This window comes from Streptomyces fradiae ATCC 10745 = DSM 40063 (assembly GCF_008704425.1).
Lineage (GTDB): Bacteria > Actinomycetota > Actinomycetes > Streptomycetales > Streptomycetaceae > Streptomyces > Streptomyces fradiae.
On sequence record NZ_CP023696.1, the window covers coordinates 6,302,165 to 6,318,382 of the forward strand.

At 73.6% G+C, this 16,218-nt stretch carries 11 protein-coding genes and 1 pseudogene; 11 read left to right on the forward strand and 1 reads right to left on the reverse strand.

The window, feature by feature from the left end; translation table 11 throughout:
• Positions 1 to 4 precede the first annotated feature (4 nt).
• From CP974_RS27525 to CP974_RS27570, 10 genes are all read left to right on the forward strand, one after another.
• Positions 5 to 865, forward strand: coding sequence for an ABC transporter ATP-binding protein (locus CP974_RS27525; protein ID WP_031129620.1), 861 nt, complete (start codon positions 5 to 7; stop codon positions 863 to 865).
• The gene (locus CP974_RS27530) at positions 862 to 1,848 is read left to right on the forward strand and encodes an iron-siderophore ABC transporter substrate-binding protein (RefSeq protein ID WP_031129621.1); all 987 of its coding nucleotides are present in this window, start codon (positions 862 to 864) and stop codon (positions 1,846 to 1,848) included. Before CP974_RS27525 ends, CP974_RS27530 begins: the two co-directional genes overlap by 4 nt.
• A 4-nt stretch (positions 1,849 to 1,852) precedes the next feature.
• The gene (locus CP974_RS27535; RefSeq protein WP_031129622.1) at positions 1,853 to 3,913 is read left to right on the forward strand and encodes an iron ABC transporter permease; all 2,061 of its coding nucleotides are present in this window, start codon (positions 1,853 to 1,855) and stop codon (positions 3,911 to 3,913) included.
• A gap of 301 nt (positions 3,914 to 4,214) precedes the next feature.
• Entirely contained in the window at positions 4,215 to 5,807 is a 1,593-nt protein-coding gene (locus CP974_RS27540; RefSeq protein ID WP_037936730.1) for a DUF1254 domain-containing protein, read from the forward strand.
• A gap of 49 nt (positions 5,808 to 5,856) precedes the next feature.
• The gene (locus CP974_RS27545) at positions 5,857 to 6,789 is read left to right on the forward strand and encodes an HAD family hydrolase (RefSeq protein ID WP_051839003.1); all 933 of its coding nucleotides are present in this window, start codon (positions 5,857 to 5,859) and stop codon (positions 6,787 to 6,789) included.
• Positions 6,773 to 8,206, forward strand: coding sequence for a DUF1254 domain-containing protein (locus CP974_RS27550; RefSeq protein ID WP_031129106.1), 1,434 nt, complete (start codon positions 6,773 to 6,775; stop codon positions 8,204 to 8,206). Before CP974_RS27545 ends, CP974_RS27550 begins: the two co-directional genes overlap by 17 nt.
• A 9-nt stretch (positions 8,207 to 8,215) precedes the next feature.
• Complete coding sequence (locus tag CP974_RS27555; protein ID WP_031129107.1) at positions 8,216 to 8,893, forward strand: GAP family protein; 678 nt, start codon at positions 8,216 to 8,218, stop codon at positions 8,891 to 8,893.
• Between the two features lie 8 nt (positions 8,894 to 8,901).
• The gene (locus tag CP974_RS27560) at positions 8,902 to 10,584 is read left to right on the forward strand and encodes a SulP family inorganic anion transporter (protein WP_196786089.1); all 1,683 of its coding nucleotides are present in this window, start codon (positions 8,902 to 8,904) and stop codon (positions 10,582 to 10,584) included.
• Positions 10,585 to 10,770: 186 nt separating this feature from the next.
• The gene (locus tag CP974_RS27565; protein ID WP_031129109.1) at positions 10,771 to 10,950 is read left to right on the forward strand and encodes a DUF6480 family protein; all 180 of its coding nucleotides are present in this window, start codon (positions 10,771 to 10,773) and stop codon (positions 10,948 to 10,950) included.
• Between the two features lie 186 nt (positions 10,951 to 11,136).
• Positions 11,137 to 11,643 (forward strand): TspO/MBR family protein, encoded by a 507-nt coding sequence (locus CP974_RS27570; protein ID WP_031129110.1) that lies wholly within the window; start codon positions 11,137 to 11,139, stop codon positions 11,641 to 11,643.
• A 137-nt stretch (positions 11,644 to 11,780) separates the two neighbouring features.
• Here the strand turns inward: CP974_RS27570 and CP974_RS27575 are convergent, their stop codons facing one another.
• Entirely contained in the window at positions 11,781 to 14,750 is a 2,970-nt protein-coding gene (locus CP974_RS27575; RefSeq protein WP_031129111.1) for a carbohydrate binding domain-containing protein, read from the reverse strand.
• 797 nt (positions 14,751 to 15,547) lie between these two features.
• On the opposite strand from CP974_RS27575, the pseudogene CP974_RS27580 reads away from it, so the two are divergent.
• Positions 15,548 to 16,153, forward strand: a pseudogene (locus tag CP974_RS27580) (carbohydrate-binding module family 20 domain-containing protein); the annotation flags it as partial.
• Positions 16,154 to 16,218: the final 65 nt, after the last annotated feature.

Here is a 16,218-nt window from a genome sequence, read left to right on the forward strand (position 1 = left end):
GGGCGTGCAAGGTGCTGATGAGACGTCCGCGGCGGTCCGCCCCCGTGGTCATGAACTGTCGGCCACGGGAGTCACCGTGGCGTACGACGGCGTCGACGTCGTACACGACGCCGCCATGACGCTGCGCCCCGGTGAGGTGACCGTCCTCGTGGGGCCGAACGGCAGCGGCAAGTCGACCCTCCTGCGGACCCTCGCGCGCCTGCAGCGACCCAGGGCCGCCACCCTGCTCATCGACGGCGACACCGACGGACTCGCCCTCGGCACCCGCGAGTTCTCCCGCCGCGTCGCCCTGCTGACCCAGGGCCGCCCCACACCCGGCGGTCTGACCGTGCGCGACGTGGTCGAGTTCGGCCGCTACCCCTACCGGGGCCGCTGGGGCAAGGGCGACCCGCGGGGCCGCGCGGCCGTCGACCGGGCGCTCGACCTCACGGGCGTCGCCGAACTCGCCGACCGGGGCGTCGAGCACCTCTCCGGCGGACAGCTCCAACGCGTCTGGCTGGCCGGCTGCCTCGCCCAGGAGACGGGCGTGCTCCTCCTCGACGAGCCCACCACCTACCTCGACCTGCGCTACCAGGTCGAACTCCTCGACCTCATGCGCGACCTCGCCGACGACCACGGGATCGCCGTCGGCGCCGTCCTCCACGACCTCGACCAGGCGGCGGCCGTCGGCGACCGGATCGTCCTCCTGCGAGCGGGGCGCGTCGTCGCCGACGGCTCCCCCGAGGAGGTCCTCACGGCGCAGCGCCTGACCGAGACCTACGGCATCCGCGTCGACGTCGACGCCGACCCCCTCACCGGACGGCTCCGCACCCGCGCGGTCGGCCGCCACCACATACGAAGCGAAAGGCCCAGCACCACCCCATGAGACGACACCTCCTCACCGCCGCGGTCCTCACCGCGGCGGCCCTCACCCTGACCGCCTGCGGCACCACCGAGCCCGCCGCCGACGACAAGGCGAAGAAGTCCGGCGAGAAGATCACCCTCACCGACGCCTCCGGCAAGGAGGTCGTCCTCGACGGCCCCGCCGAGAAGGTCGTCGGCACCGAGTGGCACGAGGTCGAACTGCTCGTCTCGCTGGGGGTCGACCCGGTCGGCGTCGCCGACGTCAAGGGCTACAAGACCTGGGACTCCGCCGTCCCGCTGAAGAACGAGCCGAAGGACATCGGCACCCGCGGCGAGCCCAGCATGGACACCATCGCCGCCCTCAAGCCCGACCTCATCGTCGCCAGCACCGACCTGCCGCCGGCCGCCGTCAAGCAACTGCGCGGCATCGCCCCGGTGGTGGAGGTCAAGTCCGCCGACGCGGCCGACCCGATCGGGCGCATGAACGGCAACCTCGACCTGCTCGCCCGGGCCACCGGCACCACCGAGAAGGCCGCCCAGCTCAGGAAGGCGTTCGAGGTGAAGATCGAGGAGGGCAGGAAGGCCCTCGCCGACGCCGGGCTCGGCGGCGCGAAGTACGCCTTCGCCGACGGCTACATCGTCTCCAACCAGACCGCGATCCGCCCCTACACCAGCGGCTCCCTGATCGGCGCGGTCAACGAGAAGCTCGGCCTGAAGAACGACTGGACCGTCGAGGGCGACCCCGCGTACGGCCTGGGCTCCACCGACGTCGAGGGCCTGACCAAGCTGAGCGCCGACGTGCACTTCGCCTACATCGGCAGCGACGGCGACAAGAACAGCACGCCCTTCACCGGCGTCCTCGCCAAGGACAAGGTGTGGACCTCGCTGCCCTTCGTGAAGAAGGGCAACGTCCACCGCCTGCCCGACGGCATCTGGATGTTCGGCGGCCCCGAGTCGATGAACCGGTACATCGACTCCGTCGTGGCCGAACTGACGAAGAAGTAGGACCATGGCCGTCACCGCGACCACCCCCGCCCGTCCCGCGGCCGCCCCGTCCCGGACGGGCGCGGCCGCGGTGACGGCCGCACTGCTCCTCCTCGTCGCGGGCCTCGCGCTCGCCGACGTCACCCAGGGCACCGCCGCCGTCGGCGCCCCCGAGGTGTGGAAGGCCCTCACCGGCCGGGCCGACCCCGCCGACGCCTCCGTCGTCATCGCCTCCCGGCTGCCCAGGGCGGCCGCGGGCCTGCTCGTCGGGATCGTGCTCGGCATGGCCGGCGCCGCCCTCCAGGCGGTCAGCCGCAACGTCCTCGCCTCGCCCGACACCCTCGCCGTCAACGCCGGCTCCTACTTCGCCCTCGGCCTGGCCGCCGCCACCGGCGTCTCCCTCCCGCTGCTCGCCTCCTCCGGCATCGCCTTCGCCGGCGGCCTCACCGCCGCCGCCGTCGTGCTGGGCCTCTCCGGCCTGGGCACCGGCACCATCCGCCTCGTCCTCGCCGGCAGCGCCCTCACCCTCGGCCTGACCGCCATGACCGAGGGACTGGTCCTGCTCTTCCCCCACGAGACCAAGGGCGTCTACCACTGGAACCAGGGCAGCATCGCCCAGAACGGCTTCGACGGCGTCCTGCAGATGGCGCCCGTCGCCGTCGCGGGACTCGCCGGGCTGCTCCTGCTCGCCCACCGGATCGACGTCCTCGGCCTCGGCGACGAGGCCGCCCGCGGCGTGGGCGTCCCGGTCCGCGCCACCCGCGTGAGCGCCGTCGTCCTGGCCGCCCTCCTCGCCACGGCCGCCGTCACCCTCGCCGGGCCCGTCGGCTTCGTCGGACTGTGCGCGCCCGCCCTCGTCCGCCCCCTCGCCCGGCGGCTGCGCGGCTTCGCCCGCGCCCGCGCCGCCATCCCGGCCGCGGGCCTCGTCGGCGCCGCGCTGGTGCTCGGCGCCGACGTGCTGCTGCGCTCCCTCGTAGCCGCGGACACCGCGGTCGCCGTGCCCACCGGCGTCGTCACCAGCCTCGTCGGCGCCGTCTTCGTCGTCGTCATGGCCGCGCGGCTCCGGGACACCTCCGGCGTCGCCGCCGACCGGCTCCGCATCAGGAGCCGGGCCGTCTTCCTCACCACCACCGCCGTCCTGATCGCCGTGCTCGCCGGTGTGACCGTCGCCGCCGTGCTGCTCGGCGACGCCAAGCTGCTCCTGGGCGACGTGGCCAACTGGGCGCTCGGCCAGGCGGGTCAGACCGTCTCCTTCGTTCTCGACACCCGCGTGCCGAGGGTCCTCGCCGCGCTCCTCGCGGGCGCCGCCCTCGCCCTGGCCGGCACGCTCGTCCAGGCCGTCACCCGCAACCCGCTCGCCGAACCGGGCATCATGGGCGTCTCCGGAGGCGCCGCGCTCGGCGCCGTACTCCTCGTCACCACCGTCCCCCTCGCCGGTACGTGGAGTGTGGCCGGCGCGGCGTTCGCGGGCGCCGCGCTCGCCTCCGCCCTGCTCTTCGGACTCGCCGCGCGCGGCGGCTTCCAGCAGACCAGGCTCGTCCTCGTCGGCTTCGCCATCCACACCGGGACGGCCGCCCTGGTCAGCCTCCTCATCATCCTCACCGACCCGTTCAACGCCACCAAGGCCCTCACCTGGCTGTCCGGCTCCACCTACGGCCGGACCCTGCCCGACCTGGCGCCCCTCGCGGTCGCCGTGGCGGCGGGCGTGGCCGTCGCCCTGACCCGGCGCACCGAACTCGACCTCGTCTCCCTCGACGAGGACACCCCGCGCCTCCTCGGCCTCGACCTGGGCCGCCGGCGCCTCGGCTTCCTCGCCCTGAGCGTGCTGCTGGCCGCCACCGCCGTGGCCGCCGCCGGCACCATCGGCTTCGTCGGGCTCGTCGCCCCGCACGCGGCCCGCGCCCTCGTCGGCCGGCAGCACGCCCGCGTCGTGCCGGTCGCCGTCCTCCTCGGGGCCGTCCTGGTCTGCACGGCCGACCTCGTGGGCCGCACCGTCATCGCCCCCGCCCAGCTCGGCGCCGGCCTGGTGACCGCCGTGATCGGCACGCCGTACTTCCTGTACCTGCTGGTGCGCAGCCGCAGGTAGCCCCGTGCCGCCCGCCCGCCCGCCTGCCCGCGCCGCCCGCCCGCCCGCCGGTCCGCCTGCCCGCGCCGCCCGCCCGCGCCGCCCGCCGGTCCGTCCGCCCGCCCGCCGTCCCGCCCCGGACGGCGGGCGGGCGGCCTCGCGGAGCGGCCCGGCGGCCGGGCCGGGTGCACCGCCCGGCGCCCGGCGGCCCTCCGATGAGCTAGCCGCGGTGGTGCCGCGGGCGGGGACGGAGCATGGTCGACAGGGTGACTTCTCCCCCGAGGACGGATCCTCGGCGACGGATCCCAGGAACGGAGCGACCGTGACGCACGCCGCACCCCTGCCACCCCAGGTCGTGGAGTCGGTCTCGACCCCCGAGCGGGTCGAGACCCACCTGGGCACCCTCGAGTTCCCGCTGGGTGTTCCCACCGACGAGACCGCCGACCGCCTCTACGACCACCTGGACCACCTGCACGCGGTCCGCGGCTTCCTCGACGCGTACTCCGGCGTCAACCTGTGGGCGGCCCGCAGGGGCCTCGCGGACGTGGGGGTCCGGGACCACGACGTCCTGCTCTTCTCCGAGTTCATGGACGCCAAGTCCCTCGTGCTCACCGGCAACGCGGACACCGTCTACTTCATCACGTTCCTCGACCTGACCGAGGGGCCCGTGGTGGTCGAGATGCCGCCCCTCACCCTGAGCTTCGTCAACGACCTGTGGTTCCGCTACGTCGCCGACCCCGGCATGCCCGGACCCGACCGCGGCACCGGCGGCGCCTACCTCTTCGTGCCCCCCGGCTACGACGGCCCCCTCCCCGAGGGCGGGTTCTTCACCCACCGGGTCCGCACCACGCGGCTCGTCCTGGCCGGGCGCGCGTTCCTGGAGGACGGCGACCCCGCGCCGATCGCCCAGCGCGTCCGCGAGCGGCTGCGCATCCACCGCTACGAACCCGGTCTGTACGGGACGAGCGTGGCGGAGATCGTCACCGGTGGCACCGCCCCGCCGCCGCCGTGGACCGCCGACACCTGGACCGCCGCGCTGCGCCCGGCCGACCCGCCGCGCTTCGTCGAGGCGACCGGGCTGCCCCTGAACATGGTCCCGCCCGCCGACGCGACGTACTTCGACTTCGCGAACGAACTGGTGCAGGACCAGCCGGCCGAGGCGCTCGACCCCGAGATCGCCGGACCGCTCGCGGCGGTCGGGATCGTCAAGGGCGAGCCCTTCGAACCGGACGAGCGGATGCGCGGGATCCTCGCCGAGGCGGCCGCCGTCGGGAACGCGACGGCCCGCACCCTCGCCTGCCGCCCCCGCCCGTCCGAGGGAGCCCACTACTACGGCCCCTCCTCGCAGTGGGTCAACGGCCTGCTCGCCGCCGGGTACGACTTCATGACGCCGCCCGCCGACATCACGGACAGCGGCGTCCAGCCGCGCCCGACCAGCGGCGCCCGGAAGCTGAACCTGCGGTCCTGGTGGTGGTACCTGGCCGTCGGCATCAGCCCCACCTTCGCCACCCGGCTGACCGGCGTCGGCTCGCAGTACCTGTTCTCGTTCGCGGACCACGAGGGCCGGCCGCTCGACGGCGGCAGGAACTACCGCCTGGTGCTCCCGCCGGACATCCCCGCCGCCCGGTTCTGGTCCGTCACCGTCTACGACAACCAGACGCGGTCCATGCTCGACACCCCGCAGCGCTTCCCCCGCTCCGGCAGCCAGGGCTACCCCGGTCCGGCGGCCACCGCCGACGCGGACGGCACGACCACCGTGCACTTCGGACCCGAGCGGCCCGACGGGGTCCCCGAGGGCAACTGGGTGCAGACCCTGCCGGACCGGGGGTGGTTCGCGGTCCTGCGGCTCTACAGCCCGCTGAGTCCGTTCTTCGACAAGACCTGGCGGGCGGGCGAGATCGAGGCGGCCGGCTGACCCCGCGGACGGCACCGCGGGGCACGACGGCACGGAAGGCGAGGCGGTGATGGGCGCGAGCCCGCTGGGAAGCTGGAACGACGGCCCGGCCAGACGGGCGATCGTCGCGTACGTGACGTCCACGGCGGACGAGCGGTCCCCCGACTTCGTCCCGCCCGCGGACCGGATCGCCGTCTTCGACAACGACGGGACCCTCTGGGTGGAGAAGCCCGCGCCCGTGCAGACCGGCTTCGTCCTCGGGAAGCTGGCCGAGCGCGTGGCCGCGGACCCCGCCCTGGCCCGTGAACAGCCCTACCGGGCACTCGCCGAGCGCGACGAGTCGTTCCTCCGCGCGCTGGACGCGCAGGAGCCCGACGCGGTGGAGTCGATGGTGCGGGCGGTCGGCGCGGCCTGGGAGGGCACCCCCTTCGGCGCGTACGAGGCGCAGGCCGCCCGCTACCTGGCCTCCTGGCGCCACGAACGGTTCGGGGTGCCCGCCACCGGCCTCGTCTACCGGCCGATGCTGGAGCTGTTCGACTACCTGCGGGCGCACGGCTGGCGGCTGTTCGTCTGCTCGGGCGGCGGACGCGACTTCATGCGGGTGATCTGCGAGGACACCTGGGGCCTGCCGAGGGAGAACGTCATCGGCTCGGCCCCCGAGTTCGCCTGGCGGGACGGGACACTGGTCCGCCGCGCGACCCCGCACGGCCCCATCGCGCTCGGTCCCGGCAAACCGGAGTACGTCCTCGCCCGCACCGGCCGGCTGCCGCGCCTCGCGGCCGGCAACGACGACGTGGACGTCGAGATGCTGCGGTCCGCGCCCTTCGCCCTGCTCGTCGTGCACGACGACGCCGAACGGGAGTACGCCTACACCGACGGCGCCGCACGCGCCCAGTCGGCGGCCCGGCGGTACGGCTGGACCACGGTCAGCGTCAAGCACGACTGGAAGACGGTTCTCACACCACCGCACACCCAGGAGGAGCCCGGTGCCCCAGGTCAGTGACGCCCCCAGTCCGGGCACACCGCCCGAAGTCCTCGCCTCGATCAGCTGCCCCGACCGGCAGGAGACGGTCTTCGGCGCGATCGACTTCTTCGACGGCCTGCCGCTGCCCGACACGGTCACCCGCAGCTACGACACGCTCGACCTGCTCCGCGGCATCGAGGCGTTCCTCAACTGCGTGCCCGGCGCCTCCATGGCGGCGATGCGCCGCGGACTGCGCAGCGTCGGCGTCGACTCCCACACCATCGGGTACACCGCCCCGCGCTGCACCTCGGCACCCGTGGTGCTCACGGGCAACACGGAGACCACCTACGGCATGACCTTCCTGGCGCTGGACCAGGAAGGGCCCACCGTGATCGAGGCGCCGGGCAACTCGCTGTGCGTCGTCAACGACATGTGGCAGCGCTACGTCACCGACATGGGCATCGCCGGACCCGACCGGGGCAAGGGCGGCAAGTACCTCTTCCTGCCCCCCGGCCACGAGGGCGACGTCCCCGACGGGTACCACGTCGTGCGCCCGGCGACCTACGGCTCCTGGGTGCTGCTGCGCGCGCTCGGCGGCACCGAGAGCCTGCTCACGGCGCGCATCTACCCGCTCTCCGCCGCGGCCGACCCGCCCGAGCAGCGCTTCGTCAACTGGGCGGAGGCCGACTTCAACACCGTCCACGCCAACGACTTCTCCTTCTTCGAGGAGATCGACGGCATCGTCCAGACGGAGCCGCCCGACTCGCTCGACCCCGAGCGCGCCGGCCAGCTCGCCGCCCTCGGCATCGTGCGCGGCAAACCCTTCCGGCCGGACGACCGCATGCGCTCGATCCTCGACACCGCCGCCAGGACGGCGTCGGGCATCGTGCGCTCGCTGGCCTTCAAGCCGCGCGACCCGGGCTTCTTCTACTATCCCGGCAGCTCGTGGAAGACCCCGTTCCCCTCGCGCAGCTACGAGTTTCTCTCCCCGGAGGGAGCCCGGCTCCTGGACTCGCGGGCGGTGTTCTACTACTTCGCCGCCGCCGCCTCACCGGCCATGGTGACCGCGGCCGTCGGGGCCGGCTCGCAGTACGCCTACACGGCGGAGGACTCCACCGGCGAATGGCTCGACGGCGCCCGCTCGTACACCCTCACCCTGCCCAAGGGCATCCCGGCGAAGAACTTCTGGGCCGTCAACGTCTACGACCCCCAGACCCGCTCGCTGCTGCGCACCGACCAGCCCTACCCGAGCGTCAACAGCCTTGGCGAAGGCGTACGGGCCGAAGCCAACGGCGACACGATCGTCCACTTCGGCCCGACGGCGCCCGAGGGACGGGAGGCCAACTGGGTGCGGACCGTACCCGGCAAGGGGTGGTTCGTGCTCCTGCGGCTCTACGGCCCCCTCGAGAGCTGGTACGACCAGAGCTGGCGTCCCGGCGAGATCGAACCGGTGTGAGGCGCAGCCGTGGGCGAGGCGATCGGCCAGGTTCTCCTCTACGGCGTGGCGGTGGCGCTGGGCCCGTTCCCGATCATCGGAGTGGTGCTGATGCTCGGGACGCCCCGAGCACGCACCAACGGGCCGGCGCTGCTCCTGGGCTTCATCCTCGGTCTGTCCCTGGTCGGCACGGTCGTCCTGCTGGTCTCCGGCGGCGCGGGCCCGGGGGAGCAGGGGCAGCCGGCCACCTGGGTCAGCGCGCTCTACCTTACGGTCGGCGCGCTGCTGCTGTGGACGGCGGTCAAGCAGTGGCGCGGCCGGCCACGGGGGGACGAGGAGCCTGCGATGCCCGGATGGATGGCGAGGGTGGACACCTTCACGCCCCCCAAGGCGGCGGGACTCGGGACGGCCCTGGGCGCCCTCAACCCCAAGAACCTGCTGCTCGTGGTCGCGGCGGCGGCGACGATCGCCCGGACGGACACCTCCGCCGGCGCCCAGGCCGCGGCCCTCGCGGTCTTCGTGGCGATCGGGGCGCTCGGAACCGCGACGCCGGTCGTGCTCTACTTCGCGCTCAAGGAGCGCTCAAAGCCCCTCCTCGACGCGCTCAAACGCTGGATGGAGCGCAACAACGCGGCCATCGTGTCCGTGATCTGCCTGCTCGTCGCCGCCAAGCTCGTCGGTGACGCCGTCAGCGACCTCTCCGCCTGAGGCCGGGCGTGGACCCGCTGTTCTCCTCCCTGCGGGGCTACCGGCGGCGGTGGCTCGGGCGGGACGCGCTCGCCGGGGCGACCGTGTGGGCGGTCCTGGTGCCCGAAGCGCTCGCCTACGCGACGATCGCCGGCGTCCCGCCCGTGGCCGGCCTCTACGCCGCGCCGGCGGCGCTGCTCCTCTACGCCGCCCTCGGCAGCTCCGCGCACCTGGTCGTCGGGCCGATGGCGGCGACGGCGGCGCTGTCGGCGGCGGTCGTCGGGGAGGCCGCCGACGGTTCGGGCGCGCGCTTCGCCGCGATGACGGCGGCCCTCGCCCTCACGGTGGGCGGGGCGGCGCTCCTCGGCGGAGCGCTGCGCCTGGGCTTCCTCGCGTCCTTCGTCTCCGAGCCGGTGATGAAGGGCTTCATCGTGGGCCTCGCGCTGACGATCATCGCGGGCCAGCTGCCGAAGCTGCTCGGCCTCGAGGGCGGGCCGGGGGACTTCTTCGAGAAGGTGTGGACCCTCGTCGGCGACCTCGGCGCCACCAGCGGCCTCACCGCCCTGGTGGGCGCCGGCGGCCTCGCCCTGATCCTCGCCCTCCGCAAGGCCGCCCCCGCCGTGCCCGGCTCGCTGGTCGCGGTGGCGCTGGGCATCGGCGCGTCCGCCGCCTTCGACCTGGCCGACCGGGGCGTCGACACCGTCGGCGACATCGCCGCCGGCCTCCCCCCGTTCGGCTTCCCCGACGTCTCGGCCGGCGACCTCGGCGCCCTCGCCGCCGGAAGCGCCGGTGTGCTGCTCGTCGCCTTCGCCGAGGGCCTCGGCGCGGCGAAGACCTACGCCGCCCGCGCCCACCGCGAGGTCGGCGCCGACCGCGAGCTCATCGGCCTCGGCGCCGCCAACCTGGGCGCCGGCCTGTCCGGCGGCATGGTCGTCAACGGCAGCCTCTCCAAGACGGCCGTCAACTGGTCGGCGGGCGCCCGCACCCAGCTCTCCGGGATCGTCGCGGCGGCCCTCACCGTGCTCACCCTGCTCTTCCTCACCGGCCTCTTCGAACGGCTGCCCGAGGCGGTGCTCGCCGCGGTGGTGATCGCGGCGGTGGTCGAGCTCGTCGACATCCCCTCGCTGGTCGCCCTCCACCGCGTCTTCACGCACCGGCTCGGCCAGGCCTACGGCGTCGCCGCCCGGCCCGACTTCCTCGCCTCGGTGGCGGCGCTGCTCGGCGTGCTGGCCTTCGGCACCCTCCCCGGCCTCTTCATCGGCATCACCGTCTCCCTGCTCCTGCTCCTCTACCGCTCCTCGCGCCCGGTCGTCAGCGAACTGGGGCGGCTGCCCGGCGACGGGCACTACGCCGCGCTCGACCGGCACCCCGAGAGCCGCAGGGTGCCGGGGGTGGCCGTGCTGCGCGTCGAGGGCGGCATCTACTTCGCCAACACCGACCGGATCCGCACCGAGGTGCGCGCGGCCGCCGCTCGCACGGGGGTGAAGGCCGTGGTCGTCGACGCGGAGACGGTCCCCTTCGTCGACGTCAGCGCCGTGCGCATGCTCGACGCCCTCGCCGCGGAGCTGAAGGCGGGCGGCACCCGGCTCCTGCTCGCCCGCGACGTGGGCCAGGTGCGGGACGTCCTGCGCACCGCCGATGCCAGGGCGGAGCTGATGCGGGTCCACCCCACCGTCCGGGAGGCGGTCGACGCGGCCCGGCGGGAGACGTGACGCACCCGGCGGACACGCCGGCCCGGACGGGGGCGGGTGCATCCGATCCCGGGTACCGGACGGAAACCACCTCGTAGGCCGCGCGGGGACCGTTCCCGCGGCCACCGCCCGGCCCCCGTGGCGGCCGGTGCGGCGGGAGGTCCGTGCGACGGCCCGCCCGGCATCCGGACATCCGGAGGTGTGATCATGACGGAACCACTGCGCCGCCCGGGGGAGACGCCCCCCGTGGAGGGCTCGACCGCCGAGGCCCACGAGGAGCGGCCGGACCGCGGCGTCTGGGAGCACCCGCGCATCTGGCTGGCCCTGATCCTGCTCGGCTGCGTGATCGTCGCCGCGTTCTTCGTCGCCCGGATCGCGGGGCTCTGACGACCGCGGGTCTGCGACCGGGACGCCGGGCCGCCGGGCCGCCAGGACGCCGGAACACCAAGTCGCCGGGCCGCCGGGACACCGGCACACCGGGACACCGGCACACCGGGGCGCCGCGGCCCGCATCGAACGGCGGATCGGGGGCACCCGGCCCCCGCACGGCCACACGCCCGAGGAGGCACGCAGGTGACGGAGAGTACCCGGCAGGCCCGGCCGGCCCGCCGAGCCCAGGGCTGGCCCCTCCTGCTCCTGCTGCTCGCGCTCTGCTACGCGGTGGCCGCGGTGGGCGGCCTCGCCGCGTCCGACGCGGGGAGCACGTACCGCTCGCTCGACCGTCCCGCGTGGGCCCCGCCCCCGTGGCTGTTCGGCCCGGTGTGGACGGTGCTGTACGCCACCATCGCGGTCTCCGCCTGGCTCGTGCTGCGCCGCCGCCCCCTCGCCGAGAGCAGGGCCGAGGCCGCCCTGTGGAGCACGCAGCTCGCCCTGAACCTGGCCTGGACGCCGCTGTTCTTCGGCGCCGGCGAGTACGGCCTCGCGTTCCTCGACATCTGCCTGCTCCTGGCCGCCCTCGCCGCCACGATGCTGCTCTTCCGGCGCCGGAGCACGGCCGCCTTCCTCCTCCTCGTCCCGTACGCGCTGTGGGTCACCTACGCGGCGGCGCTCAACCTCGCCATCTGGCGCCTCAACACCTGACGTCCCGGCGCACGTGCGCCGGGGCCGCGCGGGCCGGACGGTGCCGGTCCGCACGGCCCCGGCGGGGACGTGGCGCCGCTGGTGCGCGGCGGCTGTCAGGGCTGGTCCGGAGCTGCTTCAGCGCCGCTCCGGGGCCACTACTTCAGGTAGGGGCCGGCCGTGCCGATCTTCCCCGGGCCGTTCAGCACGTAGACGCGGAGGTTGCCCTTGCCGGGCGCCGCGACGCTGAGCCGACCGTCGGTCACGGTGCGGGTGTCGCCGGTGACGGCGTCCCGGTAGGTGCCGTTGGGGATGCCCGTGTAGGTGGCCGCGCCCGACACGGCGACGAGCGCGAAGCTGTCGGTGCCGCCTTCGGTGTACCGGCGCTTGAAGGCCATGTCGCCCGAGATGCCCTCCGTGGAGTACTGGCCCATCTGGAGGGCCGGGACGGCGCGGCGGATCTGGTTGAGCCGCTGCAGGTGCTTGACCAGCGGCTGGTCCAGGGTGGTGGCGACCTGGCCGCTCGCCGACGCGACCGAGCCGAAGCCGGAGGCCGTGACGGAGCCGGCCAGGTGGTCGCCGAAGTAGGCGCGCCCCGTCGTGGCGAGCGGGCAGGTGGGCCCGCAGTCGATCTTCTTGCCCTTCTGGAACTCGATCTCCGAGCCGTAGTAGAGGGTGGGGATGCCGCGGAAGGTCCACATCAGCGACATGTTCTCGGCCCAGGCGTCGGTGCCGCCCGTGTACCGCTCGCTGCTCTTGTTGGGGCCGTAGTCGTGGCTGTCGACGTAGACGACGTTGTACGTGGCGTCGTTGACGCTGTCGTCGGAGTCCTTGCCGTTGTGGAACGCGTTGTGCGCGTCGCCGAAGTTCATGTGCATGCGCATGTCGATGATGTGCATGCCGGAGAACCGGCTGCGGTCGGGGGTGCGGTAGGTGTTGCCGTCCAGGAAGGCGTTGGCCGAGGTCGGCTGGTTGGCCGTGCCCAGGCCGTTCTCGTGGTCGTACTGCTCCAGGGCCGCCTTCGCGTCGTCGGCGCTGTACTCCTTGCGTTCCTTCCAGGTGTAGAACTGCGCGGAGTGGTTGACGGAGCCGCGGTTCCACTTGTCGTTGACGAAGGCGGCGACCTCGCCGAAGACGAAGAAGTTCTTCGCGGCCTCGGCGCCGAAGCGCTGGGTGACGCGCTCCTGGATGGCGGGGAGGAAGCGGCGGTTCCAGGTCACGCGCGGGATGTGGACGGCCGTGTCGACCCGGAAGCCGTCCACGCCCATGTCGATGTACTTGTTGTAGGCGCCGATCAGGTAGTTCTGCACGGGCGCCGACTCGGTGTCGAAGTCGGCGAGGTCGTCGTGCAGCCAGCAGGAACGGGAGTCCTCGCCCTCCCAGTTGCCGATCCAGCAGTTGTGGTAGTACGCCTTCGGGAACATGCCCGACGTCGGGCTCGGCCACTGGCAGTTGTAGAGCGTGTACCCCTCGGGGCTCTTGCCGCCGGTGGGCTTGCCCCAGTTGAGGCAGGTGTTGCCGGACGGCTCGGCGGTGGACCAGAGGTCGCCGTTGTAGTACGACTTGCCGGACTTGGTCTCGACGGTGAGGCCGTCGTACTCGAAGCCCGGATTCTTCTCGTCGTACAGCCAGCTCCACTGGTTGTCCCGCACGCCGTACACGGTCGGCGTGAACAGTCCCTTGGCGCCCCAGCGGGAGCTGTGGTTGTAGACGACGTCCTGGTAGATCTTCATGCCCTTGGCGTGGGCCGCGTTGATCAGGTCCTGGTAGCTCGCGCCGGCCGACTCCAGGCGGGCGTCGACCTTGTAGAAGTCGTAGCCGTGGTAGCCGTGGAAGTCGTAGTCGGAGCGGTTGAGGACGACCGGGGTGATCCAGACCGCCGAGAAGCCGAGGGCCTTGATGTAGTCGAGCCGCTCGACCAGGCCCTTGAAGTCACCGCGGAACATGGGGTCGTTGTTGGCGGCGTTGCCCGACCGCACGTGCTGGCTGCCGCCCCGGTTGTTGGAGCTGTCACCGTCGTTGAAGCGGGCGGTCATGACGAAGTAGATCGGGTCCTTGCGCGGGTCCGTGCCCAGCGGGGCGCCCGTGGCGGGGGTGGGCGGCTTCTTGCCCGTGGTCGCCGTCGCCGCGGCGGAGGCGGCGGAGGTGTTCCCGGCCGCGTCCAGGGCCTTGACGGTGTAGGTGTAGGCGGTGTTCTCCTCCAGGCCCGTGTCGGAGAGCACGGTGGAGGTCACGTCGGTGACGGTGCTGCCCTCGGTGCCGCCGGTGCGGGTGACCTGGTAGCGGGTCACGCCGGTGTCGTCGTCGGCGGCGTTCCAGGTGACGACGACGGAGGTGCCGGTCGCGCTCGCCCGGACGCCCGTCGGGACGGTGGGCGCCTGGGTGTCGGGCGGCTCGGCGGCGCAGGGGTCGGGCGCGTTCGCGGTGACGGTGTTGTTCTTCACCGTGCTCGTGCCGGACTTCAGGGTGTAGTCCGCGCCGTTGTTGTTGTCCCAGATGCCGTTGCCGTTGTTGAAGGCCGCGGTCATCGAGGTGGCGGAGCCCAGGCCGACCGTCCGCTTCCACCAGCCGGTGCAGGCGGCCTCCATGCCCGTGCCGGGGACGGCGGTCCAGGAGCCGCCGGCGGGCCGGTAGTGCAGGTTGGCGGTGGTCCAGCCGAGGGCCTGCGTCGAGTAGTACACGGTCGCCTCGTTGCCGGGGCCCGTGCCGGAGCCGGCGCACGGGTCGCTGTGGGCGACCACGCCGTCCTTGACCGTGATGCTGCCGGCGCCCAGGTCGTAGTCCTGCCCGCCGTTGTTGTCCCAGACCCCCTTCCCGTTGTTGAAGGCGGCCTTGAGGCCCTGGGCGGAGCCCAGGTCGACGGTCAGCTTCACCCAGTCCGTGCAGGCGGCCTGCATACGGGCGCCGGGCACGGCCGTCCAGGTCCCGCCGTCGGGGGCGTAGTGGAGGTAGTGGTCCGTCCAGCCCTTCGTCTTGGTGTAGTAGAAGACCGTGGCCGAGGCGGCGGCTTCGGGGGCCGGCGCGGCGGCGGCCACGGGGGTCGTGGGCGGGGTGAGTGGCAGGGCGAGGATGCCCGCGGCGAGGGCTCCTGCCGCCCAGGGGCGGGCGAGGGAGCGGCGGCGTCTCATGCGCGTCTCCAGAATGCGGATGCGGATGCGGATGCGGATGCGGTCGTGGGGAGTGGCTCTTTCGTGCGGGACGCCGACTGCGACCTTGACGCGCCTCGAGGTCTCCCGGGTCCGTACCCGCGATGCGCCACCTTGCGGAGCTTGCAGCAACATCTTGCAGGTCCCCGGAGGTTACTCGTACATGACAGGGGCGTAAAGGGTTCGCGCGCCCGCGTTCACCGCCGCGCTCCGCGGTGGGGCGATCCCCACAGGTCGGGGCGGTGCCGAGACGCTCTCGCGGCGCCCGCACGGAGCTTTCGCACCGTCACATCCCCGGGCTGGGCAGCGCCTTCCCGGTGTGGTCGAACGTGCAACCGATGTGCGCGTGAAGGGTTGACCGGGGGCGGGGCGGCTCGTGCGGTCTCGACCGCAAGGAACCGCTGACGTGTTGCGGCAAGAGCTTGCGCAGGACCTGTCGGGCACGGCGCGTTGCCGCGGGAGGGCCTCTCGTCCGCATCAGTGGATCAGGAGGAACCACGGCCGGCAGGACCACGGCCGCGCTCGCCCTCTTGCGGGAGCCGCTCCGGTCGTCACGGCGCCCGGGACCGCGGAGGCGGACGCCCAACGAGCGGGTCCAGGGCCCGCAGTGGTGGACCGCGTACCAGCCCGTCAGCTACGGGATCGCCACCAGGCCGGGCGACCGCACCGCCTTCAAGCGCATGATCGACACGTGTCACGCCGCCGGAGTCGAGGTCGTCGTGGACACGGTCATCAACCACCTGGCCGACAGCGCCGGCACCGGGACCGGCGACTCCCCCTGGCGCGAGATCGCCGGCATGGTGGGCTTCCGCAACACCGCCGGCGGCGCGGCCGTGACCCACTGGTGGGACAACGGCGGCAACGCCGTCGCCTTCGGCCGCGGCGGCAAGGCGTACGCGTGATCAATCGCGGGTCCGGCTCGCTGCACCGCACCTTCCAGACGTCGCTGCCCGCCGGCACGTACTGCGACGTCCAGAGCGGCAGGCCGGTCACCGTGGACGGCGCCGGCCGGTTCACCGCGAACCTCGGTGCCGACACCGCCCTCGCCCTGCACACCGGGGCGACCAGCTGCACCGGGCCCCGGCCCGGTGACGGGACCGGAGCCTCGTTCCACGTCGACGCCGCCACGGCCTGGGCGAGCGGATCCACGTGACCGGCGGCCATCCCGCACTCGGCGGCTGGAACCCGGCCGACGCGCTCGCGCTCGACCCGGCGGCCTCCCCCACCTGGAAGCTCGACGTCGCCCTCCCGGCCGGAACCGCCTTCGCGTACAAGTTCCTCGCAAGGACGCCTCCGGCGACGTCGCCTGGGAGAGCGGCGCCAACCGCACGGCCACCGTCCCGTCCGGCGGCCCGACCCTGCTGAGCGACACCCGGCGGAGCTGACGCCCGGGAGCTCCCCCGGTGCCGTACGTCCCACGAGGTGCCCGTGCCGCCCCCGGCGCGGGCGC

Bases quoted from the DNA above. Each gene is read 5' to 3' on its own strand.
- CP974_RS27530 (WP_031129621.1), top strand. From the start codon at position 862: ATGAGACGACACCTCCTCACCGCCGCGGTCCTCACCGCGGCGGCCCTC.
- CP974_RS27535 (WP_031129622.1), top strand. From the start codon at position 1,853: ATGGCCGTCACCGCGACCACCCCCGCCCGTCCCGCGGCCGCCCCGTCC.
- CP974_RS27545 (WP_051839003.1), top strand. From the start codon at position 5,857: ATGGGCGCGAGCCCGCTGGGAAGCTGGAACGACGGCCCGGCCAGACGG.
- CP974_RS27565 (WP_031129109.1), top strand. From the start codon at position 10,771: ATGACGGAACCACTGCGCCGCCCGGGGGAGACGCCCCCCGTGGAGGGC.
- CP974_RS27575 (WP_031129111.1), bottom strand. From the start codon at position 14,750: ATGAGACGCCGCCGCTCCCTCGCCCGCCCCTGGGCGGCAGGAGCCCTC.